Source organism: Azospirillum endophyticum (assembly GCF_016595245.1).
GTDB classification, from domain to species: Bacteria; Pseudomonadota; Alphaproteobacteria; order Azospirillales; family Azospirillaceae; genus Azospirillum; species Azospirillum endophyticum.
Genome location: NZ_JAENHM010000085.1, coordinates 1 through 26296 on the forward strand (window position 1 = coordinate 1; position 26296 = coordinate 26296).

The 26296-nt window shown below is 71.3% G+C and carries 13 protein-coding genes, 1 tRNA gene and 1 rRNA gene; all 15 read right to left on the reverse strand.

Annotated elements, in window-relative coordinates; all coding sequences use genetic code 11:
* The coding region (locus JHL17_RS33650; protein WP_200199023.1) for a non-ribosomal peptide synthetase at window positions 1-5275 on the reverse strand (5275 nt) is incomplete at its 3' end.
* A complete protein-coding gene (locus JHL17_RS33655; protein WP_200199024.1) occupies window positions 5272-12021 on the reverse strand; it encodes a non-ribosomal peptide synthetase in 6750 nt (2249 codons plus the stop codon). The genes JHL17_RS33650 and JHL17_RS33655, both read right to left, overlap by 4 nt.
* Before the next feature lie 129 nt (window positions 12022-12150).
* Window positions 12151-13161 carry a TauD/TfdA family dioxygenase gene (locus JHL17_RS33660; protein WP_200199025.1) on the reverse strand — a complete coding sequence of 337 codons (1011 nt, stop codon included), beginning with the start codon at window positions 13159-13161 and terminating at the stop codon, window positions 12151-12153.
* 15 nt (window positions 13162-13176) lie between these two features.
* Complete coding sequence (locus tag JHL17_RS33665) at window positions 13177-13899, reverse strand: thioesterase II family protein (protein ID WP_200199026.1); 723 nt, start codon at window positions 13897-13899, stop codon at window positions 13177-13179.
* Complete coding sequence (locus tag JHL17_RS33670; protein WP_200199027.1) at window positions 13896-14111, reverse strand: MbtH family protein; 216 nt, start codon at window positions 14109-14111, stop codon at window positions 13896-13898. The genes JHL17_RS33665 and JHL17_RS33670 overlap by 4 nt, the downstream gene beginning before the upstream one ends.
* Before the next feature lie 160 nt (window positions 14112-14271).
* A complete protein-coding gene (locus JHL17_RS33675; protein WP_200199028.1) occupies window positions 14272-15072 on the reverse strand; it encodes an ATP-binding cassette domain-containing protein in 801 nt (266 codons plus the stop codon).
* The gene (locus JHL17_RS33680) at window positions 15069-16172 is read right to left on the reverse strand and encodes a siderophore-interacting protein (RefSeq protein ID WP_200199029.1); all 1104 of its coding nucleotides are present in this window, start codon (window positions 16170-16172) and stop codon (window positions 15069-15071) included. The genes JHL17_RS33675 and JHL17_RS33680 overlap by 4 nt, the downstream gene beginning before the upstream one ends.
* Window positions 16172-18166 (reverse strand): Fe(3+)-hydroxamate ABC transporter permease FhuB, encoded by a 1995-nt coding sequence (gene fhuB / locus JHL17_RS33685; protein WP_200199030.1) that lies wholly within the window; start codon window positions 18164-18166, stop codon window positions 16172-16174. Before fhuB ends, JHL17_RS33680 begins: the two co-directional genes overlap by 1 nt.
* Window positions 18159-19094 (reverse strand): ABC transporter substrate-binding protein, encoded by a 936-nt coding sequence (locus JHL17_RS33690; protein WP_200199031.1) that lies wholly within the window; start codon window positions 19092-19094, stop codon window positions 18159-18161. The genes fhuB and JHL17_RS33690 overlap by 8 nt, the downstream gene beginning before the upstream one ends.
* 19 nt (window positions 19095-19113) lie before the next feature.
* Entirely contained in the window at window positions 19114-21354 is a 2241-nt protein-coding gene (locus JHL17_RS33695) for a TonB-dependent siderophore receptor (RefSeq protein WP_200199032.1), read from the reverse strand.
* Between the two features lie 92 nt (window positions 21355-21446).
* Window positions 21447-22550 (reverse strand): GNAT family N-acetyltransferase, encoded by a 1104-nt coding sequence (locus JHL17_RS33700; protein WP_200199033.1) that lies wholly within the window; start codon window positions 22548-22550, stop codon window positions 21447-21449.
* Between the two features lie 42 nt (window positions 22551-22592).
* On the reverse strand, window positions 22593-23882 hold the full coding sequence (locus JHL17_RS33705; protein ID WP_200199034.1) for a lipase family protein: 1290 nt from the start codon (window positions 23880-23882) through the stop codon (window positions 22593-22595).
* Entirely contained in the window at window positions 23882-25240 is a 1359-nt protein-coding gene (locus JHL17_RS33710; protein WP_200199035.1) for a lysine N(6)-hydroxylase/L-ornithine N(5)-oxygenase family protein, read from the reverse strand. Before JHL17_RS33710 ends, JHL17_RS33705 begins: the two co-directional genes overlap by 1 nt.
* A gap of 619 nt (window positions 25241-25859) precedes the next feature.
* Window positions 25860-25936: transfer RNA gene (locus JHL17_RS33715), tRNA-Met, on the reverse strand.
* 79 nt (window positions 25937-26015) lie between these two features.
* A 5S ribosomal RNA gene (rrf, locus tag JHL17_RS33720) occupies window positions 26016-26131 on the reverse strand.
* Between the last annotated feature and the right edge of the window lie 165 nt (window positions 26132-26296).

Consider the following 26296-nt stretch of genomic DNA (forward strand, 5'->3'; position numbering starts at 1 on the left):
TCTGCATCCAGGCCAGCCGGTTCAGCAGGGCGCCATGGCTGTTGCCCGCCCCCTTGGGCGTTCCGGTCGAGCCGGAGGTGTAGATCAGGTAGGCAAGGTTATCGGGCCGCAGACCGGATACGGGTGGGCTGTCCGGCAGGCCGCCGGTGTCCTCGGCGTCGAGCAGCAGCAGGCGGACGGCCTCCGGCAGCGCGTCGCCGCTCAGCCGGTCGGCGAGGTGGCTCTGGGTGAGCAGCAGGGCGATGCCGCCGTCCGTGGCCATGGCCTTGAGCCGGGCCGGCGGCAGGTCCGGGTCGAGCGGCAGATAGGCGCCGCCGGCCTTCATCACCGCCAGCAGGCCGACGACCAGCTCCAGCGAGCGTTCGGCGGCGACGCCGACCGTCACCTCGGGCCCGACGCCGAGCGCCTGCAGCCGGTGGGCCAGACGGTTCGCCTGCGCCTCCAGCCCGGCATAGCTCAGCGTCCGCCCGCCAAAGCTCAAGGCAGGGCGCGCACCGTGCAGAGCAGCCTGCTCCGCGATAACGTCTGGAACCAGCGGGCCGGCGGGCGCACGGGGGGTGGGCTCCACCGCCGGCCAGTCGGCGGCGTCCAGGATCGGCAGATAGCCCAGCGTCACCGTGGGCGCCTCGGCCACCCCGCGGAGAATCCGCTCCAGATGGCTGCCGAAGCGCTGGACCGTCGCCGCGTCGAACAGGTCGGTGGCGTAGATCAGGGTGGCGCACAGCGAACCGTCGGCCTGTTCCTCGCTGTGCAGCGACAGGTCGAACTGGGCGGCATGGTGCCGGCGCGGATGCTCCGCGATGTCGAGGCCAGGCAGGCGGCGCAGCGCGTCGGAGCGGGGCCGGCTGTGGCTGGCCATCACTTGGAACAGCGGGTTGCGGTCGAGGCTGCGCGCCGGCTGCAGGGCCTCCACCAGGGCGTCGAAGGGCAGGTCCTGATTGGCCTGGGCGGCCAGAACCTCGTCGCGCACACCGGCCAGGAAGCGGTCGAAGGGAATCCGCCCGTCGGGTTCGATGCGCAGGACCTGGGTGTTGGCGAAGAAGCCGATCAGGCTCTCCAACTCGACCCGGCCGCGGTTGGCGGTCGGCACGCCGATGCGCAGGTCGGTCTGGCCGCTGTGCCGGTGCAGCAGGGCGGCGAAAGCGGCGAGCAGGACCATGAACAGGCTCGCCCCCTGTTCCCGCCCGACGGCGGACAGTCCGGCGACCAGCGGCGCCTCCAGCCGGAATTCCACCGCGGCGCCGCGATGGCTCTGCATCGGCGGGCGGGGCCTGTCGGCCGGCAGGTCGAGCGCCGGCTGTTCCCCGCCCAGCCGTCCCCGCCAATAGTCGAGCTGCCGGCGGGCGTCGTCCCCCTCCATCCAGCGCTCCTGCCACGCGGCATAGTCGGCATAGTGAAGCGGCAGAGGCGGCAGCGCCGCCGGCTGGCCGGCCGATAGCAACGCATAGGCCCGGGCGACCTCATCCACCAGGATGTTCATCGACCAGCCGTCGGAGACGATATGGTGCATCGCCAGGGACAGCGCATGCCCTTCCTCGCCCGGCAGGCGGAACAGGCGCAACCGCAGCAGCGGCCCCCGTTCCAGATCGAAGGGGCGGGCGGCCTCGGCGCGCAGCCGGTCCTCCAGCAGGGCAGAATCCTCCGGCGCCTCGACCGTCCAGTCGAAACCGGGCTCTGGATCGATGACCTGACGGGGTTCGCCACCGCGGTCGACGAAGCGCGTCCGCAGGCTTTCATGCCGTGCCGACACCAGGGCGAAGGCCCGCCGCAGGCTCTCGGTGTCGAGCCGGCCGCGCAGGCGCAGCGCCGTGGAGATGGTGTAGGCGGTGCTGGCGGGATCGAGGCGCCACAGGAACCACAGCCGGCGCTGCGTGGAGGACAGCGGAAGGCCGTCGCCGCGCGGCACCGCGGGAATCGTCGCCTCCATAGCGGCGTCCGGCATGGCGGCGGTGCCGATGGCCGGTGCAGCCTCCGGAATCCGGGCCGGCGCAGGGGCGCCCGCCTGGGAGCGGGCATCCAGCAGGGCGGCGAGCGCGCGGATGCTCTGCGCCTCGAACAGCTGTTTCGGAGTGAATTTCAGCCCTTGCTTGCGGGCGCGGGCGATCAGCTGGAGGCTGAGGATGGAATCCCCGCCCATGGCGAAGAAGCTGGCGCCGACATCCACCGTCTCACGCTTCAGAACCTCCGCCCAGATGGCCGCAAGGCGCTGCTCCGTCTCCGTCATCGCGGTTCGGGGGGCTTCCTCGGCGAGGACGGGAGCCGGCAGCGCCTTGCGGTCCGGTTTGCCGTTGGCGGTCAGCGGCAGCCGGTCGAGCATCACCCAATGGGCCGGGACCATGTGGTCCGGCAGCAGGGCGGCAGCGGCTTCGCGCAGGGCAGCCGCATCCGGCGATCCGGCGGACGGCACGCAATAGGCGATCAGCTGCCCGGCAGCCGGGCCATGGGCGGCGGTGCCGGCGATCACCAGCACGTCAGCCAGCCCGGACAGGCCCTTCAGCACGCCGGAGACCTCCCCCGGCTCGACGCGATGGCCGCGGATCTTGACCTGATCGTCCAGGCGGCCGACGAACTCCAGCAGCCCGTCCCGCCGCAGGCGCACGCGGTCGCCGGTCCGGTAGAGCCGGTCGCCCGGCCGGCGCGGCTGGGGATCGGGAACGAAGCGGGCCGCGGTCAGCGCCGGCCGGCCGAGATAGCCGTCGGCAAGACTGTCGCCGCCGATGTAAAGCTCACCGACGGCACCGGCGGGCACCGGCTCCAGATCGGCGTCGAGCACGCGGGCGCGGACATTCGCCAGCGGCCGGCCCAGCGGAACCAAGGGCGGAATGGCAGCCGGAACCTCGTGGGCGAGGACGCCGACCGTCGTCTCGGTCGGACCGTAATGGTTGAGCACGCGCAGGCCCGGCCGCAGCCCCCGCACCTGTTCCACCAGACCGCCGTCGCAGGCCTCGCCCCCCAGAACCAGCAGGTCGCGCGGCAGCACGTCGGCGGCGCGGCCGGCATGGAGCAGGCCGCGCAGATGGCTTGGTACGATCTTCAGGACCCCGGCGCCGCATCCGGCCATCCAGGTGGCGAAGCGGTCGGGGTCGCGGGCGGTGGCGTCGTCGGCCAGATGCAGGGCGCCGCCATGGCAGAGCGCCCCGAACAGCACCGTGTGCCCCAGGTCGGCGGCGACGGTCGAGACCATGGCCATCGCGCTGCCCTTCGGAACGGCCAACCGCTCCAGCACGCCGCGCAGATAGCTGCCGAGCGCGCCGTGGCTGACCAGGACGCCCTTCGGCTCGCCGGTCGATCCCGAGGTATAGATGACATAGGCCGGCAGCGCCTCGGCCGGAACCGGGCCGTCGAACCGGTCGGGGCGGCCGGCGATCTCCGGACCGTCGAGGTCGAGACAGGGCAGGCCCGTGGCACCGGCGGCGGACAATGTCGGCCCCGCCGCGACGACACAGCGCGCGCCGCTCGACAGGGCGAGGCGGCGCAGCCGCTCCGCCGGCTGGGAGGGGTCGAGCGGCACATAGGCGGCGCCGGCCTTCATGACGCCGAGCAGTGCCGCGACGAGGCCGCAGGAGCGCTCGAAGCACAGCAGCACCCGGTCGCCCGGCCGGAGGCCGGTTTCGCGCAGCGCGTTCGCCAGCCGGTTGGCAAGGCCGTCCAACGCGCGGACGGTGAGCGTCCGCCCACTGTCGCACACGGCGACGGCCTCCGGCTCGGCCGCGACGCGGGCCTGCCAAAGCTCCAGCACGCCGGGCGCCGGATCGCGCCAATCGCCGGCCTCGGCACATGGCGCGGAGCCTTGCGGACCGAGACGCCACAAGGGGGCGTCGGGCTGGGCCAGAACGGCGTCCAGCAGGCTGCTGTAATCGGCGACCAGCCCCTCGACGCCGGGGGCATCGAACAAGTCGCGGGCATAGGTCATCGAGCCGTGCAGCTCGTCCTGGGCGTCGGCGATGTCCAGCGCCAGATCGAAATGGGCGCCCAGGAACTCGGTCGGCTCGGGCGCGAAACGCAGCCCCTCCGGCGCCGGCAGGGTCGAGGTGTCGAAGCCGTAGTTGAACTTCACCTGGAACAGCGGGTTGTGGCTGAGGCTGCGCTCGGGCTGCAACGCCTCGACCAGCTGCTCGAAGGGAAGGTCCTGGTGGGCCTGCGCCTCCAGCGCGGTTTCCCGCAGCCGGGCCAGCAGGGTGCCGAAGCCCTCGCGGCTGTCCAGCCGGCTGCGCAGGACCAGCGTGTTGACGAAGAAGCCGACCACCCCCTCGGTCTCGACCCGGTTGCGGTTGGCGAAGGGCACGCCGACCCGCAGGTCGGTCTCGCCGCTGTGCTTCATCAGCAGCAGCTTGAAGGCGGCCAGCAGAAGCACGAAAGGCGTGACGCCGCGGGCCTGGGCCAGCGCCTTCAGCGCGCGGCTGCGCTGTGCGCCGAGCCGGAAGCCCACCGTGCCGCCATGGGCGCCCAGCACCGCGGGGCGGGGCCGGTCGAGCGGCAGCGACAGGACGGGATGGTCGGTGCCGAGCCGGTCGCGCCAATAGGCGAGCTGGCGGTCGCGCTCCCCGGCCTCCAGCCAGTCGCGCTGCCACTGGGCGTAGTCGGCATACTGGATCGGCAGAGCCGGCAGGTCCGGTTGCCGCCCGGCCCGCAGGGCGTCGTAGCTGCGGGCGAACTCCGCCAGGAACCGCTCCACCGACCAGCCGTCGGCGACGATGTGGTGCAGGGTGACCAGCAGCAGATGATCGTCATCCGCCAGCCGGACCAGGGTCAGGCGCAGCAACGGCCCCGTGCCGAGGTCGAAGGGGGCCAGCGCCTCCTCGCGCGCCAGATCGCGTGCGCGGGCTTCGCGTTCGGCAGGGGCGAGATCCGACAGGTCGATGCGGACGAGCACCGGCGCCAGATGCGGGTGGACGACCTGCACCGGCTGGCCGTCGCGCTCGGCGAAGCTGGTGCGCAGGGCCTCGTGCCGCTCGGTCAGATGGGTGAAGGCCGCCTCCAGCAGGGCCGGATCGAGCGGACCGGTCACCCGGATGGCGCCGGGAACGTTGTAGGCGGCACCGCCCGGATCCATCCGCCACAGGAACCACAGCCGCTGCTGGGCGAAGGAGAGCGGCAGCGGCTCGGACCGGTCGGCGCGCGGGATCGGGAAGCGGGTGTGGACGTCGATGCCCTTGGCGGCAAGCACGGCAGCGAGCGCCCGGCGCCGGCTGCGCGACAGGCCGTCGAGCGAGAGGACCGGCGAGGTCGGCAGGGCGGAGGTGGACGGGCTGCTGGTCATCGGGCTGCTGGTCATCGGGAGGTCCCCGTATTGGCGCTGTCTGGTGTGGCGCCGCCGGTGCGGGCGGCATCCGCGATCGCGTTCAGTTCGGCCTCCGACAGGCCGTCGATGGCCTTCAGAGCGGCGGCCAGCTCATCCTCGATGGCCGCCCCGCCGGCGGGCCCGGCGGCCGGTCCGGCGGTGGCGAGGCGCTCCTCCACCCGGCGGGCGAGGCTGCGCAGCCCGGTCGCCTCGAACAGGGTGCGGATGTCGAGCGTCACCCCCAGCTCGGCGGCGATGCGCGAGGCCACCTGGGTCGCCAGCAGCGAGTGGCCGCCGAGTTCGAAGAAGTCGTCGTCCAGCCCGACACGGGTGACGCCGAGCACCTCGGCCCATATGGCGGCAAGCGACGTTTCCACCGGCGTTTCCGGCGGCACATGGGCGGCGGCCGTCACCTGCATCGGCTGGTCATGGTCGGCCAGCCGGTCGCGGTCGAGCTTGCCGTTGACGGTCAGCGGCAGGCGGTCGACGCGCAGCAGTTGGGACGGGACCATGTGCCCCGGCAGGCTGGCGCGCAGGACGGACAGCAGGCGCGGCGCGAAGGTCCGCCGCTGCCGGGCCAGCAGAGGGTCGCTGCACTGGGCGCGCCAGTCACCGGCAGACGGCTGTTCCGGCAGCGCTGGGGGCCGCTCCAGCCGCGCCGGATCGACGAGCTCCACGTCGAAGCGGCCCTCCGCGTCGCCGGCACCGTCGGGGCCGACGCTCCAGCCGATGCGGGCGCGGTAGCCATGCGCTTCGGCCAGCGCGCGGTAGGCGTCGGGATCGGCACCGGCGGGCTCCAGGCGGCCGATCCGCTCCCGCAGCTCACCGGCGGCCGGCGATCCGGCGGCGGACATCGCCGTCCAGGCGGCAAGGTCGCGGGCCAGCCGCCGGTTGACGATCCGGGCGATGAGCAGGCCGGCGGGCCGCTCCTCCGCCAGCAGGCGGTCGAGACGGGCCAGATCCTCCCCGGCCTCGCGCCAGCCGCCGGCCGGGAGCAACTCCTCTCCGTCAATGTGAAGGACGGCATCGAAGCGGTAACGGGTCAGCTCGTTGTCGGCCCGGCCACGGCGCAGGTCGGTGTCGATGCGCCCGATCGCCGGAATGCGCCGGCGGAGCGCCGGGAAGAAGCCGGGGGCGAACAGCAGCTCGCCATCCTCGGCGACGGCGCGGCCGACGCGGGCGCGCAGCTGGGCCGGGCCGGCCTGCGCCTCGGCCCGCCAGAGCGCGACCGAGGCATGGAACAGCGGCTGGAGATGCAGCGGCCGCAGGTCGCCCAGGAAGATGCGCCCGCCCGGCCGCAGAACCCGCGCCGCGCCCTCCAGCACGCGCAGCAGATACTCGCCGTCCGGGAAATACTGAACGACGGAGTTGATGACGACGGTGTCGTAGCCGCCCTCCTCCACCCCGCTGAAGTCGGTCGCCTCGCGCCGCATCAGCCGGATATGGGCCAGCTCCGGCCGCCCGGCCGCCCAGGCGCCGAGATCGGCGACGGCCTGCCCCGAGAAGTCGGTTCCATGATAGACGGCGCAGCGGGGCGCCAGCGCCTGGGTCAGCAGGCCGACGCCGCAGCCGATCTCCAGCAGCCGCTCCGGCTTCAACGCCAGGATGCGCGCGACGGTGGCGTCAAGCCATTCCCGCATCTGCGCCTCGGGGATCGGGCGGTCGTCGTAGCTGTCGTTCCAGCCGGTGAAGCTCGGCCCCGTCGCCGCTTCGGCGCGGGAATAGGTGCCGTCGAACACCGTGTTCCACTGCCCGACCAGATCGCCGCTCTGCTCCTCCGGCCGGTCGCGCAGGGCGGCCTCGTCGGCGACGGCGTAGGCGACGAGCCGGCGGTCCCCCGCCCCGTCGCCGCGCAGCAGGACGGCGGCGTCGGCGACGGCGGGCTGGCGGCGGATCGCCGCCTCGATCTCGCCCGGCTCGATGCGGAAGCCGCGCAGCTTGATCTGCTGGTCGGCGCGGCCGAGATACTCGACCCGGCCATCCGGCCAGCAACGCGCGAGGTCGCCGCTGCGGTAGAGGCGACCGCCCGGGTCGCCGAAGCTCCCGCCGAACGGATCGGCGACGAAACGCTCCGCGGTCAGGCCGGGGCGGTTCAGATAGGCCCGCGCCAGCCCGGGACCGCCGACATGGATCTCGCCGGCCACGCCGGGCGGCACCGGCTGGAGATGACGGTCGAGGAAGTACCAGCGCAGGTCGCCGAGCGGCATGCCGACCGGGGCGCCGGCCTCGGTCTGGGCGTCCGCCTCCCCCGGTTCGGGCAGGTCGGCGGCGGTCAGCAGGCGATGGGTGACATGGACGGTGGTCTCGGTGATGCCGTACATGTTCACCAGCCGCGGGCGGGCGTCGCCGAAACGGTCGAACCAGCCGCGCAGGCTTTCCATCTCCAGCGCCTCGCCGCCGAACACGACCAGCCGCAGCGACAGCGCGTCGCGCGGTGCGGCGAGCGCCACCGGCACCAGCTGCCGGAAGGCGGAAGGCGTCTGGTTCAGCACCGTCACCCGCTCGTCCCGCAGCAGGGCGAAGCAGTCGGCCGGCGACCGGCTGGTGTAGTAGGGCACGACCACCAGCCGCCCGCCATGCAGCAGGGCGCCGAAGATTTCCCAGACCGAGAAGTCGAAGGCGTAGGAATGGAACAGCGCCCAGACGTCGCGCCCGTCAAAGCGCAGATCGGGCGGGCAGGACTCGAACAGCCGCAGCACGTTGGCATGGGTGATCGCCACGCCCTTGGGCTGGCCGGTCGACCCCGAGGTGTAGATGCAGTAGGCGAGCGATCCCGCCTGACTCAGGTCCGGCGGCGGACCGTCGGGCGCGTCGGGCTCCTCGCCGATGCAGAGAGCCCGCACGCCGTCGGCCAGCGGCAGCGTGGCGCGCAGATGCGGCTGGGTGACGACCAGTCCGATGCCGCTGTCGGCCTGCATGTAGAGCAGCCGGTCGGCCGGATAGGAGGGGTCGAGCGGCAGATAGGCGCCGCCGGCCTTCAGGATGCCGAGCATGCCGACGATCAGGTCGCAGGAGCGGTCGGCCGCCAGCCCGACCAGCCGGTCCGGCCCGACGCCGAGCGCGCGCAGCTGCCACGCCAGCCGGTCGCTGCGACGGTCCAGCTCGCCATAGCTCAGGGTCGTTCCGTCACAGGTCACGGACGGCGCATCGGGGGTCCGGCACGCCTGTTCCGCGATGCGGGCATGCAGACCGGGAGCGCCGGCGGGCAGCGCCGCGGGCGGAGGAGCGGAATTGCGGACGGGATCGTTCCAGCCGGCGACCAGCGCCGCCGTCTCCGCCGCGTCCATCAGCGGCAGGCGGGCGACCGGCTGCGCCGGGTCGGCGACGACGCCGCGCAGCAGGGTCAGCCAGTGCCGCGCCATCCGCTCCACGCTCTCCGGCTCGAACAGGTCGCGGCTGTAGGTGAAGAAGGCGCCGAGACGGCCGGTCCCGTCCGGCCCGGCCCGCTCGGTGGTGTGCAGGATCAGGTCGAACTGGGTGGCGTATTGCAGGTGCTCGATGGTCTCCACCCGCAGGCCGGAGAGCCGGTCGAGACCGTCCAACCGCTGCCACTGGTGGTCGTAGGCGGCCTGGAACAGCGGATGGTGGGCGAGGTCGCGCTGGGGCTGCAACTCCTCGACCAGCCGGTCGAAGGGCAGATCCTGGTTCGCCTGGGCGTCGAGCGCCGCTTCGTTGAGCCGGCCCAGCAGCGCGTCGAAGGCCGGGTCGTCCGACAGGTCGGCGCGCAGCACAGCCATGTTGACGAAGAAGCCGATCAGCCTTTCGCTGTCCATGCTGCGCCGGTTGGCCAGCGTGCAGCCGACACGGATGTCGTCCTGGCCGGAATAGCGGTGCAGCAGCGCCGCATAGCTGGCGAGCAGCAGGGTCGGCAGCGTCACCCCCATCCGCCGGGCGAGCGCACGCAGACCGCTGGCGAGCCCGTCGTCGATGGCGCACTGCACCGCCGCGCCGCGCTGGCTGCCGCCGGCGGAACGCGGACGGTCGGTGGGCAGGTCCAGCACCGGGTGGCGGTCGCCCAGCATGGCGGTCCAGTACGCGAGCTGGCGCGCCTCCTCGCCCGACTCCAGCAGCTCGCGCTGCCAGCGGGCGACGTCGGCATACTGGACGGTCAGGGCCGGCAGGCCGGGCACCCTGCCCTCGCAGTGAGCGGCATAGGTTTCGCCGAACTCGTCGAGCAGGACGGTCATCGACCAGCCGTCGGCGATGGCGTGATGCAGGCTGACCTGCAGATGATGGTCGTCGTCGTCACAGGCGATCAGCCGGACCCGCATCAGCGGTCCTTCGGCCAGATCGAAGGGCGTGCGGACCTCCTCCTCCAGCAGACGCCGCAGGGCGGCCTCGCGGTCCGCCTCGCCGGACAGATCGGCTTCGGGCAAATCGGCTTCGGACAGATCGGTATGGCGGAGGATGACGCGCAGCGTGCCGGCGGGGCGCACCACCTGCACCGGCCGGCCATCCTCCTCGCGGAAGACGGTGCGCAGGCTCTCGTGCCGCCCGACCAGCAGGTCCACCGCGGCCTGGACGGCCTCGCGATTCAGGGCTCCGCGCAAGCGCACCCGCCCGGAGATGGTATAGCCGCAATCCTGCGGGTCGAGCTTCCAGGCGAACCACATGCGGGCCTGGGCCGCCGACGGCTCGGCGACGCGCTCCATCGCCCCGGTCTGCGGGGCGGGCGCCCGGATTGTCCCGCCAATCGTCGCAGGGGCGGCGTCGGACAGCCGGGCGGCGAACTCCGCCAGGGTGGGATGGCGGAACAGGTCGGCGACGTCGGCCGCCAGCCCGCAGCGCTCGCGCAGCCGGGCGACGACCTGCACCACCGACACCGAGTTGCCGCCAAGCGCGAAGAAATGGGCGCCGCCATCGGCGATGGCGACGTTCAGCACCTCCGCCCAGATCGCGGCGACCACGCTCTCGCGGTCCGTCAGACCGCGGGCGGCGGTATCGGCGACTGCAACGGGCGCTCCCCGGCGCTGGACATGGAAGGCCGGCAGGTCGCCCGTATCCAGCAGGGACCGGCAGGCGGAGCGCTGGAGCTTGCCGCTGGAGGTCTTGGGCAGGGCGCCCGGCTCCAGCAGGGCGACCAGTGCCGGCGCCTCCTGGCAGGCGTCGGCCACGGCGGCGGCGATGGCGCCGCACAGCGCCTCCGGCGTCACCAGCTTCAGCACCGTCCGGCCGATCTCGGCGGCGATGCCGATGCCCTCGTGGCCGTCCTGCTCGACCGCAAAGGCGGCGACCCGCCCCTTGCGGACGACCTCGACCTCCTCCTCGACGCTGCGCTCCAGATCCTGCGGATAGATGTTCTGGCCGCGCACGATCAGCATGTCCTTGAGCCGGCCGGTGACGAACAGCTCGCCGTCCTTCAGGAACCCCAGATCGCCGGTGCGCAGCCAGACGGCGCCGTCGCGCTCGACGAAGCCGCGGGCCGTCGCCTCCGCATTGCGCCAGTAGCCGTCGGCGATGCTGGGCCCGCCGGCCCAGATCTCGCCGACCGTCCCCTCGCCCACCTCCGTGCCGCCGGCGGGATCGACCAGCCGCACGGGATGGTCGGGCTGCGGATGGCCGCAGCCGGCCAGCATCGTCACCGCGGCGTTATCCTCCGGCGGCAGCGCCCGGTTGGCGGCCAGCGCCGGCCCGTCGAACGGCGTCAGCGTGATGCCCTGCCCGCGCCGGCCGCCGGTGACGAACAGCGTCGCCTCCGCCAGCCCGTAACAGGCGAAGAAGGACCGGCTGTCGAAGCCCGCCGGGGCGAACCGCTCGGCGAAGCGGGCCAGCGTGTCGGGCCGGATCGGTTCGGACCCGGAGAAGGCCAGCCGCCAGGACCGCAGATCCAGCCCTTCCAGCCCGCCATCGGCGATGCGCTCGCAGCACAGGCGGAAGGCGAAGTCCGGCCCGCCGCTGATGGTGCCGCCGTAACGGCCGATCGCCTCCAGCCAGCGCCGCGGCCGCTCCAGGAAATAGCGCGGCGACATCAGCACGCAGGGAATGCCGCTGTGGATCGGCTGGAGCAGCCCGCCGATCAGGCCCATGTCGTGGAACAGCGGCAGCCAGCTGACGATGCAGTCGTCGGCGCCGATGCCGAAGCCGTGGCGGATCAGCCTTTCGTTGGCGACGAGATTGCCGTGGCTGACCCGCACCCCCTTGGGCGCCGAGGTGGAGCCGGAGGTGTATTGCAGGAAGGCGATGTCCTCGCCCGACAGCGGCGGCATCGACCAGTCGCCGGCAAGCCCGCCGTCCGTCGCGTCCACCGCCAGCAGCTCCGGCATCCGCCCGCCGGCCATGGCCCGGCCGGCTTCCCGCAGCGTGTCGAGCAGGGTGGAGTCCGTCAGGATGAAGTGGGGCTGTGCGTCGGTGAGGATACCCTGGATCCGGGCCAGATGCTGCGGCCGGACCGACTCCGGCGGATAGGCCGGCACGGCGATGACGCCGGCATAGAGGCAGCCGAAGAAGGCGGCGACATAATCCGGACCGCTCGGCAGAAGCAGCACGGCGCGGTCGCCCAGCCCGGCCCGCTCGCGCAGGCGGACGGCGATGGCGCGGGCTCGCCGGTCCAACTCCGCATAGCTCAGCGGGTCGTCCGTCCCCTCGGCGATGAAGCGCAGGGCGATGCCGTCAGGCGTCTCCTTAGCCCGTCCGAGCAGCGTGCCGACCAGCGTCTTGCCCAGCGCCTCGCCCGGCGTCTCGGCGGGGATGCGCGCGGGCCGGGCCGTCGAAAGGGAGGCGGCGTCGGAACGGTTGTCCATGGGAGTCACCTGTGCAGGCAGAAGGGCACGCCCCCAGCGGATCATGGGGCGGAACGGTCACGGGGTCGGCAAAGCCGGCGGAGACGCCGGCGGGGGTCGAAGGCCGGCGGAGACGCCGGCCGGGAGCGGTCAGTCGGCGGAATGGGGCTCGGCCATGGCGACCACCACCTTGCGCGGCCCGCTGAAGGGCGTGCGGGCATGGGCGGCCAGCATGTTGTCGAGCATCATCACGTCCCCTGTTTCCCACGGGAACAGCACCGTCTCCTCGGCCAGGACCGCGCGGATGGCGGCGAGGTCGGCCGGATCGATGGGGCCGCCGTCGGCGTGGTAGACGTTGCGCGGCAGATCCTCCTCGTCGAGAATCTCGAGCAGCGCCGACCGCGCCTCCTCCGGAAGATTGGAGACGTGGAAGAGATGGGCCTGGTTGAACCACACCGCCTCGCCGGTCGCCGGATGGCGGGCGGTCGCCTGGCAGATCTGGCGGGTGCGCAGTTCGCCATCCTCCTTCCAGTCGCAGAGGATGCGGTGGTCGCGGCAATAGGCCTCCACCGTCGCGCGGTCCTCCGTGTTGAAGACCTTCTGCCACGGCACGTCCAGCCCGTTGCCGTAGTTGCGGACATACATCAGGCCGCGCCGTTCGAAGCGTTCGCGGATGTCGGCGGGAATCCCGCGGTAGATCGCCCGGCTGTCGGCGATCGGCGTCTCGCCGCCGACCGGGGCCGCCTGGACGCAGCAGAACCAGATGCGCATCGGCCAGTCGCGGGTATAGGCCTGCTCGTTGTGCAGCGGGATGTGCTGGTCGGCCGGATATTCGGTGGAGGTGTAGACACCCGAGGTCACGTTGGTCCGCGGGGTCGAGCCGAACTCGTAGCTCAGCAGCGGATGGCCGAAGGCGGCGGCGAAGGCGCGGAAGCGCTCGACGGAGGGCGCGGCAGAGGGCGCCGCCGAGGACGCGCCAGAACCCAGCGCGAAGCCGCGGAACAGGATGCCGGCGCAGCGCGGCAACCAGTCGCGCACCAGTGGCTCCAGGGCGGCGAAGGCGTCGAGCAGATCCACCTGCGGATCGCGCGCCCGCACCAGCAGCGGCAGGCCGCCGCGCGCATCGGGAAAGTCTTCGATCGTGAAACTACGCTCGGCCATGGGACCCTCATGAAATCAGGCGGTCGCGGCGATGCCCCGATTGCCGTCCGCCGGCCGGTCCAGGCATGCCGCCAGCCGGTCGAGGAGCGGACGCTCGTGGGCGCGCAGGAAGAAATGGTCGCCGTCGAACATCTCCAGGGTGAAATCGCCCCGCGTCTCCACCGACCACGCCCGCAGCCGGTCGGCGGCGATGTCGTCGCGCGTGCCGCCGAACACCCGGATCGGACAGTCGAGCGGAGACCGCGGGCGGTAGCCGTAGCGGCCGCACAGCAGGAAGTCGGCACGCAGGACCGGCAGGGCCATCTCCAGCAGCTCGCGGTTGCCGAACACCTCGTCGGCCGTGCCGCTGAGGCGCCGCATCTCGGCGATCAGTCCGTCGTCGTCCAGCGGCTCGGCCCAGCGGCCGTCCTCGCGCCGGCTGGGCGCGGCGGCGGCCGAGGCGAAGAGGGCCCGAGGCTCCCCCAGCCCGCGCCCGCGCAGCGCATGGGCCAGTTCGAAGGCGAGCAGGCCGCCCAGGCTGTGCCCGAACAGGGCGAAGGGACCGCGCGCCTGCGGGGCCAACTCGTCCGCCAGCTCGGCGGCCAGCGCCGTCAGGTCGGTTCTGGGCGGCTCGTCCATCCGCCGGCCGCGGCCCGGCAGCTCCACCGGCACCACCTCCAGCCAGGAGGGCACGAGGCGCCTCCAGCGCGCGTAGATCATCGCGCTGGCGCCGGAATAGGGCAGGCAGAACAGCCTCATCGCGCGGCGGCTTCGTCCATCTGGCGGCGCAGGCTGAGCGGCCGCATGTCGGTCCACGCCTGCTCGACATAGGCGAGGCAGTCGGCCTTGGGACCGCTCTTGCCCGCCTCGCGCCAGCCGGCCGGAACCGCCTTGTAGTCCGGCCAGATGGAGTATTGTTCCTCGTGGTTGATCAGCACCTTGAAGGTGATGTCCTCGCGGTCGAACGCCATCGCTGTCCTCGTCGTCTGTCGGAAGTGACGATGCCGGGCCCGGCCGCTCACGCGGCCCGCGCCCGGCGCCGTCCTGCCCTAATGGACGAAGCAGCGCAGGGAATCGTTAGGGGGATTTTGCGATTCCCTCGCAACAACCGCTGCAGGGTTGCCGTGACGGTCAGCGCACCAGCCCGACCGGCTCCCCGGAATCCGGATGCGGGATCACCGCCATCGGCAGGCCGTAGATGGCGCCCAGCCGGGCCGGCGTCATGATCTCGGCCGGGGTGCCGCGGTCGATCAGCCGTCCGCCATGCAGGGCGACGATGTCGTCGCAGAAGCGGGCCGCCATGTTCACGTCGTGCAGCACGGCGATCACCCCGATGCCGCGCTCCCGCGACAGGCGGCGGACCAGGGCCAGCACCTCCACCTGATGGGCGACGTCGAGCGCGGAGATCGGCTCGTCGAGCAGCAGGCAGCCGGCATCCTGGGCGATCAGCATGGCGAGCCACACCCGCTGCCGCTCGCCGCCCGACAGGCTGTCCACCAGACGGCCGGCGAAGCGCGCGGTGTCGGTCAGGACCAGCGCCTCCTCCACCTTGCGGGCGTCCTCCGCCCGGAAGGCACCGAGCGCGCCATGCCAGGGATAGCGGCCGAGCGCCACCAGCTCCCGCACCAGCAGGCCGGAGGCGGGCGGCATATGCTGCGGCAGGTAGCCGATCCGGCGGGCGAGCGTCCGCTGTTTCCAGCGCTCCAGCGGCTGGCCCTCGAACAGCACCCGCCCGCCGCTGGGATGCTGCTGGCGGGCGAGGATCTTCAGCAGGGTCGATTTGCCGGAGCCGTTGTGGCCGATCAGCGCGGTGACCCGGTGGGGAAACAGGTCGCAGGACGGCAGGTCGAGCAGGAGGCGGCCCGGCAGGGCGAAGCTCACCCCGTCGATCCGGAACATCGGATCGGTCGAAGGCACAACTGGAGAGGTCATGCGGAAGTCCTGCGGTCTGAAGAGGCGTCCGGCGGGGTGCGTCGCCAGTAGGCGACGGTCAGCATGCGGTCGCGGTCGATGCCGCGCCCGCGCAGATGGTCGCGCAGACGGGCGAGATCCTCGAATTCGCAGGCGACCCAGGCGAACAGGTCGTCCGGCAGCGTCAGAGCCTGCACCGCCTCCACCAGGGGCCGCGCCGTTCCGCCGCCCCGGCGGTGCAGCCAGCGGACGACGACACCGGCGGGAGCCCCGAGCGGCAGTTCGTCCGCCTCGTCCTCCACCTCGATCAGGGCGGTGCCGCGGGCATCGGCAGGCAGTTCCTCCAGGATGCGGGCGATGGCGGGAAGCGCCGTCTCGTCGCCGGCCAGCAGATGCCAGGGCGCCGGGCGGATGCCCAGCCCGCAGGGGCCGGACATGCCGCAGAGGGCGCCGGGCCGCGCCCGCCGGGCGAAATCGGCACCGGGCGCACCATCGGCCCGGCCAGGATCGGGGTGCCCATGATCGGGATGGAGGACGAAATCGATGTCGAGTTCACCCGCCTCGGCGTCGATGCGGCGCAGGGTGTAGTAGCGGACCGCCGGCCGACGCTCCGGATCGGGCCAGACCGGCCGGCCGTCGGAGCCGGGACGCGGCCAGGACGGCGCCGGCGCCCCATCCGGCGGCAGGTAGAGACGGACATGCAAATTGTCCGGCGTGACGAAACGTCCAAGGTCGCGGCCCTGGAAGGTGACGCGGCGCAGGCGCGGCGTCAGGTCCCGCACGGCCGTGACCCGGATCTCGCGGAAATCGGCGAAGAGCGGTCCGGTCTCCACATCGCCGGTCCAGATGATGGAAACCGCCTCTCCCAGCAGGTCGGCCAGCTGTTCGCTGACCGAAGCGCGCAGCCGCTCCAGCAGCCCGCGGTCGTCCGCCTCCGCCCGCAGATGCAGGGCGTCGCCGCCGACGGTCAGGGCCAGCCGGCCGAACGGGCCGCTCGCCGCCAGCGCGTCGCCCTCTTGGATAAAAGTCAGGCCGTAGGGTTCGGCAGCGGCGACCAGCCGGCCGGCGGCAGCGGCGGGGTGGTCGTGGGGGATCGCGGTATCGCAGGAGAAGCGGGGCATCAGCGCCGTCCCAGCAGCCAGAGAAGAAAGGGTCCGCCGATCACCGAGGCGAGCAGCCCGGCCGGCACCTGATAGGGGAAGATCACGCCGCGTCCGAGCCAGTCGGCCAGCAGCATGACCAGTCCGCCGAGCATGGCGGAGCCGACGAGATGGGCCGCCGCCCGCTGCAGGCCGAGCATGCGGGCCAGATGCGGCCCCATCAGCCCGACGAAGCTCAGCGGCCCGACGATCAGCGTCGCCGCCGCGGTCAGCACGGCCGACAGGCTGAACAGCGCGATGCGGCTCAAGGACGGGCTGACGCCCAGCGCCGCCGCCACCCCGCCGCCGAGCGGCAGCAGATCGAGCCAGCGGGCGATGAAGGGGATGGCGGCACCGGCGAGCAGCGCCAGCGCCAGCGCCGCCAGTCCGTCGGTCCACCCGACCATGTAGGTCGATCCCGAAAGCCAGGTCACCAGCGTCTGCAGGCGCGGATCCTGCCCGGCCATCAGCACGGCGACGACGACGCCGGAGATCGAGCTGGTGGCGACGCCGGCCAGCAGCAGCCGGTCGGGGGAGAAGCCGTCCTTGCGGCCGAGCGCCAGCATCGCCGCCAGCACCGCGACCGCCCCCGCCCCGCCGGCCGCGATCTGCGCGCCGCGCTCCGGCGCCTCGACCGAGAACATCAGCACGATCACGCCGAGGATCGCGCCGGAGGAGACGCCGAGGATCTCCGGCGCCGCCAGCGGGTTGCCGGTCATCCGCTGCAGAACGGCGCCGGCCACCGCCAGCATCGCGCCGCCCGACAGGGCCGCCAGCGCCCGCGGCAGGCGCCAGGGCTCCAGCGCGGCGAAATCGGCGCCGACGCTCCAGCTCCAGCCGTCCGGGCCGGGGCCGAAGGCGACCGCCGCCCACAGGACCAGCGGCAGCAGCAGGGCGACGCCGGCGAGGACGATGCCCGGACGGGATGTCCGCGGCGGCGGCGGTGTAGCGGTCATGACCGGCGGGGCGGAACTGCGCAGCCGCGGCAGCAGCCACAGCAGCATCGGGACGCCCAGCACCGCGGTGACGGCGCCGGTCGGCAGTTCGCGGTAAGTGATCGGCGCCATCAGCACCAGGGAGTCGGTCGCCCACAGCAGGGCGGCGCCGCACAGGGGCGCCCACAGCATCCGCTGGCCCAGCCGGCGGGCGCCGGCCATGCCGACGATGGTCGGGGCGGCCAGACCGACGAAGCTGACGACGCCGACGGCGGCGACGGTCAGGGCGGCCAGCATCACGGCGATGGCCAGCCCGGCGAGACGGGCGCCGACCACCGACAGGCCCAGGCTGCGCGCCCCGCCCTCCCCCAGGCCCAGCAGGGTCAGCGGGCGCAGCACCAGCAATGCTGCGACCGCCAGCACCGCCAGCCTCGGCGCCAGGAAGGCGGCCATGCCCCAGTCCTGCTGGTCGAGGAAACCGGCCCCCCACAGGAACAGGCCGATCAGCAGATCGTGGTTGAAGAGCACTATCACGCCGCTGACCGACCCGGCATAGAGGCTGAGGACGAGGCCGGCCAGAATGACGGTGACCGGCGACAGGCCCTTGCGCCAGGACAGCGCCAGCAGGGCCGCCGCCGACAGCCCGGCGCCGGCCAGCGCGACCCACTCCCGCCCCAGCGCCAGCGCTTCGGGAATCCAGAGGGTCGCGACGGCGAGCGACAGGTGCGCGCCGGCGGAGATGCCGAGCGTGGCCGGCTCGGCCAGCGGGTTGCGCAGGACCTGCTGCAGGATGGCACCGGCCAGCCCCAGCGCCGCCCCCACCAGCAGGGCGACGGCGAAACGCGGAAACAGGACGTAATGGGCGGCGAGCTGGTCGAGCCGCGCCGGATCGGGATCGACCAACGCCCGCCACCAGAGATCCGGCGGCAGCTGGCGGTCGAGCACCAGAAGGGAGGCCAGCCCGGCCAGCAGGAACAGGCCGGCCACCGGCCATGCAGGGCCGAAGCGGCGGGCGGCGGGCGGCATCGCGGTGTCAGCCATGGCTTTGCGGCAGCCTTTCGCCGAGCAGGCGGACGAACCGCTCGGCCGTCGGGACGCCGCCATAGAACAGGATGGGCGGCAGGATGGTGACGCGGCCCTCGCGCAGGAAGGGCAGCCCGGCGAACAGCGGCAAGGCGGCCAGCGCTTCCAGCGCCCGCTTGCCTTCGCTGCCGATGTTGACAAGCCCGGCGTCGGGGCGCCCGGTGAGCCGGTCCATGGTCACCGTGGCATGGCCGTAGGGACCGCTGGGGCCGGTCCAGGCGTTCTCGATTCCCAGCCGGTCGAGGAGATCCTGATACAGGCTGTTGCGCCCGTGGATGAGGACGCGGCGTCCGTCGAGGACGCTGAGCACATAAAGAGGGCGCAAGGCCACGCCGGACAGGCGCGCCCGTGCCTCGTCCAGTGCCCGGTCGAGCCGCGCGACCGCCAGTTCCGCCACCGCCGGCACCCCCAGCTCGCCGGCCAGCCGGCGCAGGGAGGCAATGGCGAAGGCGAGCTGCCCATTCCGCCCTTCGCCCTCCCCCGATCCCGTGTCGAAGGACTGATAGAGGGTCAGCGGCGCGATCCGCTCCAGCCGGCCGCGCACCGCCGACAGCATGCCGTCGGTGACGAAACGCGCCGGGGCCAGCCGGTCGAGCAGTTCCAGGTTCGGCTCCGCCCGGGCGCCGATGTCCGGAACACCCTCCGGCACCGCCGGCTCGATCACCGAGCGGCGGTAGCGGTCGATCTCCGGCAGACCATGCGGGACGATGCCCAACGACAACAGGGCCTGCGCGCTCGTCCAGTCGAGCGCGCAGACCCTACCCGCTTCCCCATCCACCTCCCCGGCCCGCACCGGCCGCGTGCCGCCGGCCAGGAGACCGAGCGGCAGTGCGGAGGCGACGCGGAGGAACCGGCGCCGGTCGAGGGCGCCGGCCATGTCGGACATCGGCCGCAACGGTCGCGCCTTACCAGCTGTACTTCAGCGTCGCCAGGACTTGGCGGCGGTTGCCGTACAGCACGGTGTTGTCATAGAAACCCGCCGAGTAATACTTCTTGTCGGTCAGGTTGCTGACGTTGAGTGCGACGCTGGCGCCCTGCAGTTCGGACCGCAGCGCCCCCAGATCGTAGCGGACCGCGGCATCGACCAGCGTGTAGTCGGGGATGGTCTCGGTGTTGCCCGTATTCTTGGCCGAGCCGACATAGCGCGCGCCGGCACCGAGGCCAAGGCCGGCGAGCGGGCCCGACTTGAAGGTGTAGTCGCCCCAGGCGGACGCCATGTGGCGCGGAATGCCCTTCGGACGCAGCCCGACCGAGCTGGCGGTGGACCCGACGGCCGGGTTGTCCTTGGTGATCTCCGCATCGACGAAGGCGTAGGAGGCGATCAGGCTGAACTCCTCCGTCAGCTCCATCTTGCCTTCCAGCTCGATGCCGCGGCTGCGGATCTCGCCGTCCTGCACGGCGAAGCCGCTGAACACCGGATCGTTGGTGACCACGTTCTGCTGGGTGATGTGGTAGAGCGAGGCCGAGATGAAGCTGTTCCAGCCATTCGGCTGGTACTTCACGCCCACCTCGTACTGGGTGCCGGTGGTCGGCTTGAAGGTACCGCCGCCACGCTCCGGCGCGTAGGTGCCGGTGGTCGGCTGGAACGAGGTCGCATAGCTGGCATAGGGCGCAATGCCGTTGTCGAAGACATAGCCCAGGCCGACGCGGCCGGTGAAGTGATGGTCACGCGCGGTCTGGAAGCTGCTGGACAGGTTGTCCGTCTCCTTGCCGACGACCCAGTCCTGGCGGCCGCTGAGCGTCAGGATCCAGTTCTCGTAGCGCAGCTGGTCCTGGAGGTATGCGCCGATCTGGGTGAGGTTGCTCTTGCCGTCCACCCAGGGGTTGCCATAGAGGAAATCGGTCCCCGGATAGCTCGGGTTGAGAACGTCGATGACGAGTTCATTCAGCGAGTTGCGCCGCGTCTCCCGCCCGATGTAGTAGCCGTAGTCGACGCCGGCCAGGATGGTGTGCGACACCGGACCGGTGCTCACCTTGCCCTGGACGTTGCTGTCGAGCAGATAGGTCTCGGTTGTCTTCGGACGGTCCTGCACGCCGACCGGATAGAAACGGTCGTTCACCAGTTCCACCGGCCATGCGGTGCTGAAGGCGCTGACGAAATTCACCCGCGAATGCATGTAGCGGGCGTTCTGATGGAAGCTCCAGTCCGGGCTGATCTCATGCTCCAGCTCATAGCCGATGGTGGTGTTCTGCACCTTCCAGTCGGAATAGCCGGGAATGCCGAAGAACAGATCGGTGCCGATCTGGCCCATCGCATCGCGGGGAATGCTCTGCTCCGCCCCGCTCATCTTCAGCTTCTGATAGCTGGCGAGCAGGGTCATCTTGGTCTTGTCGGTCGGCTTGAAGGTCACGGCCGGCGCGATGTAGAAGCGGTCGTCGGGCGCATGGTCGACCTGGGTGTCGGACATGCGCCCGAGCCCGGTCAGGCGGTACAGCACCTTGCCGTCGCCATCCACCGGCCCGCCGAAATCGAAGGCGGCCTGGCGGCGGTCGAAGCTGCCGGTCTGCAGCTGAATCTCGTGCAGGGGCTTGTCGGTCGGCCGCTTGGTGGTCAGGTTCACCACGCCGCCGGGCGAGGTCTGGCCGAACAGGACCGACGATGGCCCCTTCACGACGTCCACGCGCTCCAGCCCGTAGGGCTCGAAATTGGTGTCGTAGTTGTTGAAGCCGGCCCGCAGGCCGTCGCGATAGATGCCGAACAGATTGAAGTCGCGGAAGCCGCGCATCGAGAAGTCCGGGGCACCGGGGCCGCCGGGATAATCGACCACCGCGATGCCGGGCGAATAGGCGACCGCGCCGGCGAAATCCTGCACCGCGCGCTGGTCCAGCTCCTTGCGGGTCACGACGGAGATCGTCTGGGGGATCTCGACCAGCGGCGTCTCGACCTTGGTGCCGACCGCGCTGCGGGTCGCGACATTGCCTTCGGTACCGCCGACGACGCCCTGCACGGAAATCGGTCCGAGAACCATGCTGTCGCCGGTATCGGCCTTTGCGCCGTCCGTCGCCTGCTGCGCCAGACCGGCCGGCTGGTTCGCCATCAGCGCCAGACCGGCCATCGTCGTCGCCAGCAGGAATGCCTTCAGACGCCCGCGCTTGCCCGACGCCATGCGACCGGCCGGCGCGGCAGTCCCAACCTCGATCTCCATCTCCATTCCCCCAAACTGAAGCTCTGTCCGACGGGATTCCGCATCCGGCGAAATCCGTCTCCCGGCTCTAAGACGAAGGGGGTAGGCTAAAATTAAGGGGAATCTTTCGTATGTAGGAATTTATCGTGCGTGGTCGGGCCGGCCGATGGTTCCGACAGCCCGGGACAACGGTCGAAGAAGTCCCGGCGGTCGAGCAGCATCAGGGCGGCGCGCTTGTGCGGAAAGTCGAAATCCCGCTCGCGCAGGAAGCCCAGCGACTGCATGTGGCCGATCATGCGGGCGTTGTCGGCCCGCGGTTCCGACACCACGCGGCCCGTGCGGGCATCGGACAGGAACAGCCAGTGGATCAGCGCCGAAAGCCAGGAGCGGACCTTGTGCGATCCACGGTGATGGTTCTCGCCGACCAGCATATGGATGCCGCGGTCGTGATCGCCCGGCGCGCAGAAGGGCGCGATGCGGTCCTCCTTCGCCCAATAGGCCTCGAAATAGGCGAATGGTTCGTCGTCGAAGCAGCCGATCAGCGTCTGGACATGCGGGTCCTCCGCCAGCCCCTCCAGATAGGCGCGGTGTTTCAGGAGGTCGCCGCCCTCCTGCCAGAACTCCAGCACCCGCGGGGTGTTCTGCCAGCGGTTGAAGCGTTCCAGATCGCTTTCGATGTCGAGACTGCGCAGCGAAATCCAGAGTCCGAGCGCCGGATCGAACCGGCGGTACAACTCCCCAACCGGCTTGGGCGGCCGATGGAGGCCGCTTCCGTCACCGCGCGCGACGACCGGAAAGCCGCCGGTGCCGGGACTGCGCAGCCAGGGGCCGGGCAACTGCCAAAAGGCGTCACGACGGCACAGCGCACCGCCCGCGCCGTCGGCGAGCAGCAGGCCGGACCGCAAGGACGCCGGATCGGGTTCGATGCCGCGCCAGACCAGAAGGCGGCGAGCCGGATCGCCGCCCAAATTGCTGCTGAACAGACAGCAGGCCGCCGCCCAGGCAGCCTCCGCCGAAAGCGGAGCGGGACGATCCCGGCCGCTCTCCCGGCCGCCCCTCCGGCCCCCTTCGGGAACAAGGGCGACGCCGCCCTCGACCGGATCGCAAATGGCGGACAGCAGCGGAACGCCGTCGATAGCAAGGTGCAGGCGGCCAAGCTGGATCTCCGCGGTCAGCCGGCGGCCGTCGGGCAAAGGCAGGGTAAGGGTCGAAGTCATGGTGGCGCTTTCCTGTTGCTGGCATCCGCTGCCGCCGCTCCCTCACCGGGCAAGAGCGAGCAGCCGGTCCCGGGTCGCCCCGAAGCACAGATAGACGGCGGCGCTGGTGTGGACCGACACCCCGTCCAGCTCGGGCGGAATACGGTCGTCCATGTCCAGCAATTCGACCGCCGCCCCGCGGGCGGTGAAGCTCCGCCGGGCGCTGACGGCGTTGGCGAAGGGCACGACGGCATCCCGGCCGGCGCCGCACAGGACCATCGGCGCGCGCGGCGTCCAGTCCAGCAGGTCGTTGCGGGCGAGAGCCTGCCGGAACGGGAAGCGCGGATCGTCGAAGGCCCGCGTGAAGCCGTCCTGGCGAAGCCGCGCCATCTCGGCACCCGGCGGCAGCGCGCCCTGCCGGAGTAGATCGAAGATGTCGCGGGAACCCGGCATGAGCCCCTCGACGGTGGCGTCGAAGGGCGGCCGGAACACTTTGGCGGGAGAGGCGTAGACGTTGCCGTAGACGCGCTGCATCGCCACGACGGTATAGGCGAACAGCGCGGTCGCCAGACCGTTCGGTCCCGCCGGCCCGGTTCCCGACCAGCCGTCGACAAAGGTCCGCTCCAGCGCATAGGGGCCGGACATCGGCGCCGTCCCCGCCAGGGCGAACTCGGCGGCGGCGTCGCGCTCGATGCTGCGCTGCGCCGCCATGGCGGCATGGCCGCCCTGGGAATAGCCGGCCAGCAGCACCTTCCCCGACAGAGGGGTTCCCGCCTCCGTCGCCACGCCGCGCGCGGCGCGCAGCGCATCGACGATGGCGGACGCCTCGCTCTCCGCATGCAGATAGGGGTGGAACGGGTAGTCCGACCGCCCCAGCCCGAGATAATCGGTGGCGACGACCGCGACCCCCTGGGCGGCATAGAAGGTCATCAGCGGGCTGTCGCCCGCTGCGAGAAGGTCGCCAGCCTGGGTGACGTCCCGCTGCATCCGGGTACCCTGCGCCCAGCCGAGCAACCCATGCGGTTCGCCGCAGTCCGGGCCGCCGGGCAGCAACAGCATGGCCGACGCCGTTGCCGGTTCGCCGCGCACGCCGATGGTGGCATAGCTCACCAGCGACAGGGTGACGTCGCAACGCGGCCGCCCGATGTAGCCGGCGCGGTCGCCCAGCCCGGCTTCGATGGCGTCCCGCTGGTAGGTCGCCAGCGTCGCCACCTCCAGAACCGAACCCCGCGCCGGAGAGACGGCCGCCTGCCGGGCGGCCTCCTCCGCGGTGGCCGCCCCTGCCGCGCAGACGGCGGACAGGAGACACAGCAGCCACAGCCCGGCGCGCCCGACCTTCGTCATTGCGCGCATCAGCGGTTCATCGCGCCGGCGACCAGACCGGTCGGCCCCGACTGGCGCCGGGCCCTGCCGTCCGCCGGCGCCAGATCGCGGTGGAGGGCGGCGGCGATCTCCGCCGCGCGGACCGGCAGAACCGACAGCAGCGTGTCGCTCAGCCCATGGGTCTCTTCGCAGAAGCCCTGGATGAAGACCGGCGCCGTCAGCTTGGAATCGGCGCGGACGCGATAGTCGCGGTCCACCCGCAGGTCGCCCAGCAGGTCGCCCAGCGGCTCCAGCAGGCGACGGTGGGAATTGCGCTCGTAGCCGGTCGCCAGCACCACCGCGTCATAGCGGATTTCCTCGAGGGCACCCGTGGACAGGTCGCGCAGGGTCAGCGTGATGCCGGCCTCGCCGGATACGACCTCCTCGATCTCCCGCCGGCACAGGAAGCCGTGGCGCGGCACGCCGGAAACCTTCTGACGATAGAGGATACCGTAGATGCGGTCGATCAGCTCGGAATCGACCACCGAATAGTTGGTGTTGTGATAGTCGCGGATCAGCCGGGCGCGCTCCTCCTCCGACAGGCCGAACATCACGTCGGTGTAGGCCGGCGCGAAGATCTCGTTGACGAAGGGGGTGTCGTCGGCCGGTCGCAGGACGGCGGAGCGCAGGATCATGTCGGCCCGCACCGACGGGAAGCTGTCGTTGAGATCGATGAAGGCCTCGGCCGCGCTCTGCCCGCCGCCGACCAGGGCGATGCGCATCGGCGTCCCGGCGACGCAGGGCTGAGCGGCGATGCGCTGCACATAGTCGGAATGGTGGAAGACGCGGGGATCGTCCTTCAGCCCGGCGAACAGGGCCGGAATGCGCGGCGTTCCGCCGGTGCCCACCACCAGCGAGCGGGTGCGGCGGACCCGCTCGATCCCATCGGGACCGCGGGTCACGACGTCCAGCATGCCGATCGTGCCGGAACGGTCGGCCACCGGCTCGACTCTTAGGACCTCCGTGCCGTAGCGGCAGAGATCGGAGAAATGGGACGCCACCCAGCGGAGATAGTCGTTGAACTCCATCCGGCAGGGATAGAAGGTGCCGATGTTGATGAAGTCGATCAACCGCCCCTTGCGGTGCAGATAGTTCACGAAGCTGTAGGGGCTCTGCGGATTGCGCAGGGTCACCAGATCCTTCAGGAAGGAAATCTGCAGGTCGCTCTGCTGCACCAGGGTGCCGCTATGCCAGCTGTAGGAGACCTGCCGGTCGAAATAGGCGGTGTCGAGCGTCCGTCCGGAACGTTCCGCCTGCTCTTCGAGGGCGATCGCCAGCCCGATGTTGGATGGCCCGAACCCGATCCCGGCAAGGTCCAGGGGCTTTTCGGAAAGGCTGAACTGAGTCATGGAATGGTCGTCCCCTGTTTGAGAATCCCCAAAACGACGCCACGGCTGCCGGACGCTTGGGCCGGTCCTGCTCCTGCCTGCGCCGGTCGTGCCGGTCGTTGGCGTGGCGGGCTTCCAGCCGGATGCCGACCGGCAACAGCCGACCGCCGCCTCTTTCGCCGGATTCCTGAAAGACGACGAACGTACCCCGCGGAAATTTAGGTCCTTTCGCAGACAGACCTCCGGGCCGCCGAACTCAGCAAAGGAAAAGTGAACCGCACCGGGTTTCCCGGAGGTCGGTGCGGTTCACGCCCGCACCGGTTGGTGGTCGAGTTGAAGGGGAAGGCCGAATCGCTGGAAGCTGCGCTCACCTTCCCTCCCCCGCCACCAGTGGTTCTGCCCGACGATCTGGCTGCCCTTTACCGGGAGCGGATCGCCGATCTGACGGCGACGCTGGAGAACCCATACCACCGAATCGAGCGGGTGGCGGTGCGCTTCGGCACTGCCGGTACCCGCAGCGTCGAGATCGAGTTGGAGGGCGATCTGGTGGCGTTGCTCAGCCTCGGGCTGGGCGCAAACGCAGCGAAGGCCGGCGCTGCGGGAGCGTCCGGCCTTCGGGAACGGGTGCGTTCGGTAATGGTGGTTGCGGGGGCAGGATTTGAACCTGCGGCCTTCAGGTTATGAGCCTGACGAGCTACCGGGCTGCTCCACCCCGCGGATGTTCCTGATGTGGGATGATGGACAGTGAAGATGCAAGCGTGAGCTTCGTGTATGGAGTGTCTCTTGAGCCTAAGTGACCTGGCGGCGACCTACTCTCCCACGTCTTAAGACGCAGTACCATTGGCGCGGAGGCTTTTCACGGCCGAGTTCGGGATGGGATCGGGTGTTTGACACCTCGCCATGACCACCAGGTCACCAAGGCTCAAGACCGACGCTCCGTTCCGAAGCATGTGCTTGTTCGTGCAAGTGAGGCGAGGGTGTATCGAACGGCTGTGCGCTGGTCAAGCTGCTGTTTTGAGCAGGCTTGCTGCTGCGCATGGCGCGGTAATGTGGTGTCGAGATCAAGCCGATCGAGCG

Bases quoted from the DNA above. Each gene is read 5' to 3' on its own strand.
- JHL17_RS33660 (WP_200199025.1), bottom strand. From the start codon at position 13,161: ATGGCCGAGCGTAGTTTCACGATCGAAGACTTTCCCGATGCGCGCGGC.
- JHL17_RS33695 (WP_200199032.1), bottom strand. From the start codon at position 21,354: ATGGAGATCGAGGTTGGGACTGCCGCGCCGGCCGGTCGCATGGCGTCG.
- JHL17_RS33670 (WP_200199027.1), bottom strand. From the start codon at position 14,111: ATGGCGTTCGACCGCGAGGACATCACCTTCAAGGTGCTGATCAACCAC.
- JHL17_RS33690 (WP_200199031.1), bottom strand. From the start codon at position 19,094: ATGTCCGACATGGCCGGCGCCCTCGACCGGCGCCGGTTCCTCCGCGTC.
- JHL17_RS33655 (WP_200199024.1), bottom strand. From the start codon at position 12,021: ATGGACAACCGTTCCGACGCCGCCTCCCTTTCGACGGCCCGGCCCGCG.
- JHL17_RS33705 (WP_200199034.1), bottom strand. From the start codon at position 23,882: ATGCGCGCAATGACGAAGGTCGGGCGCGCCGGGCTGTGGCTGCTGTGT.
- JHL17_RS33675 (WP_200199028.1), bottom strand. From the start codon at position 15,072: ATGACCTCTCCAGTTGTGCCTTCGACCGATCCGATGTTCCGGATCGAC.
- JHL17_RS33700 (WP_200199033.1), bottom strand. From the start codon at position 22,550: ATGACTTCGACCCTTACCCTGCCTTTGCCCGACGGCCGCCGGCTGACC.
- JHL17_RS33665 (WP_200199026.1), bottom strand. From the start codon at position 13,899: ATGAGGCTGTTCTGCCTGCCCTATTCCGGCGCCAGCGCGATGATCTAC.
- JHL17_RS33680 (WP_200199029.1), bottom strand. From the start codon at position 16,172: ATGCCCCGCTTCTCCTGCGATACCGCGATCCCCCACGACCACCCCGCC.
- fhuB (WP_200199030.1), bottom strand. From the start codon at position 18,166: ATGGCTGACACCGCGATGCCGCCCGCCGCCCGCCGCTTCGGCCCTGCA.
- JHL17_RS33710 (WP_200199035.1), bottom strand. From the start codon at position 25,240: ATGACTCAGTTCAGCCTTTCCGAAAAGCCCCTGGACCTTGCCGGGATC.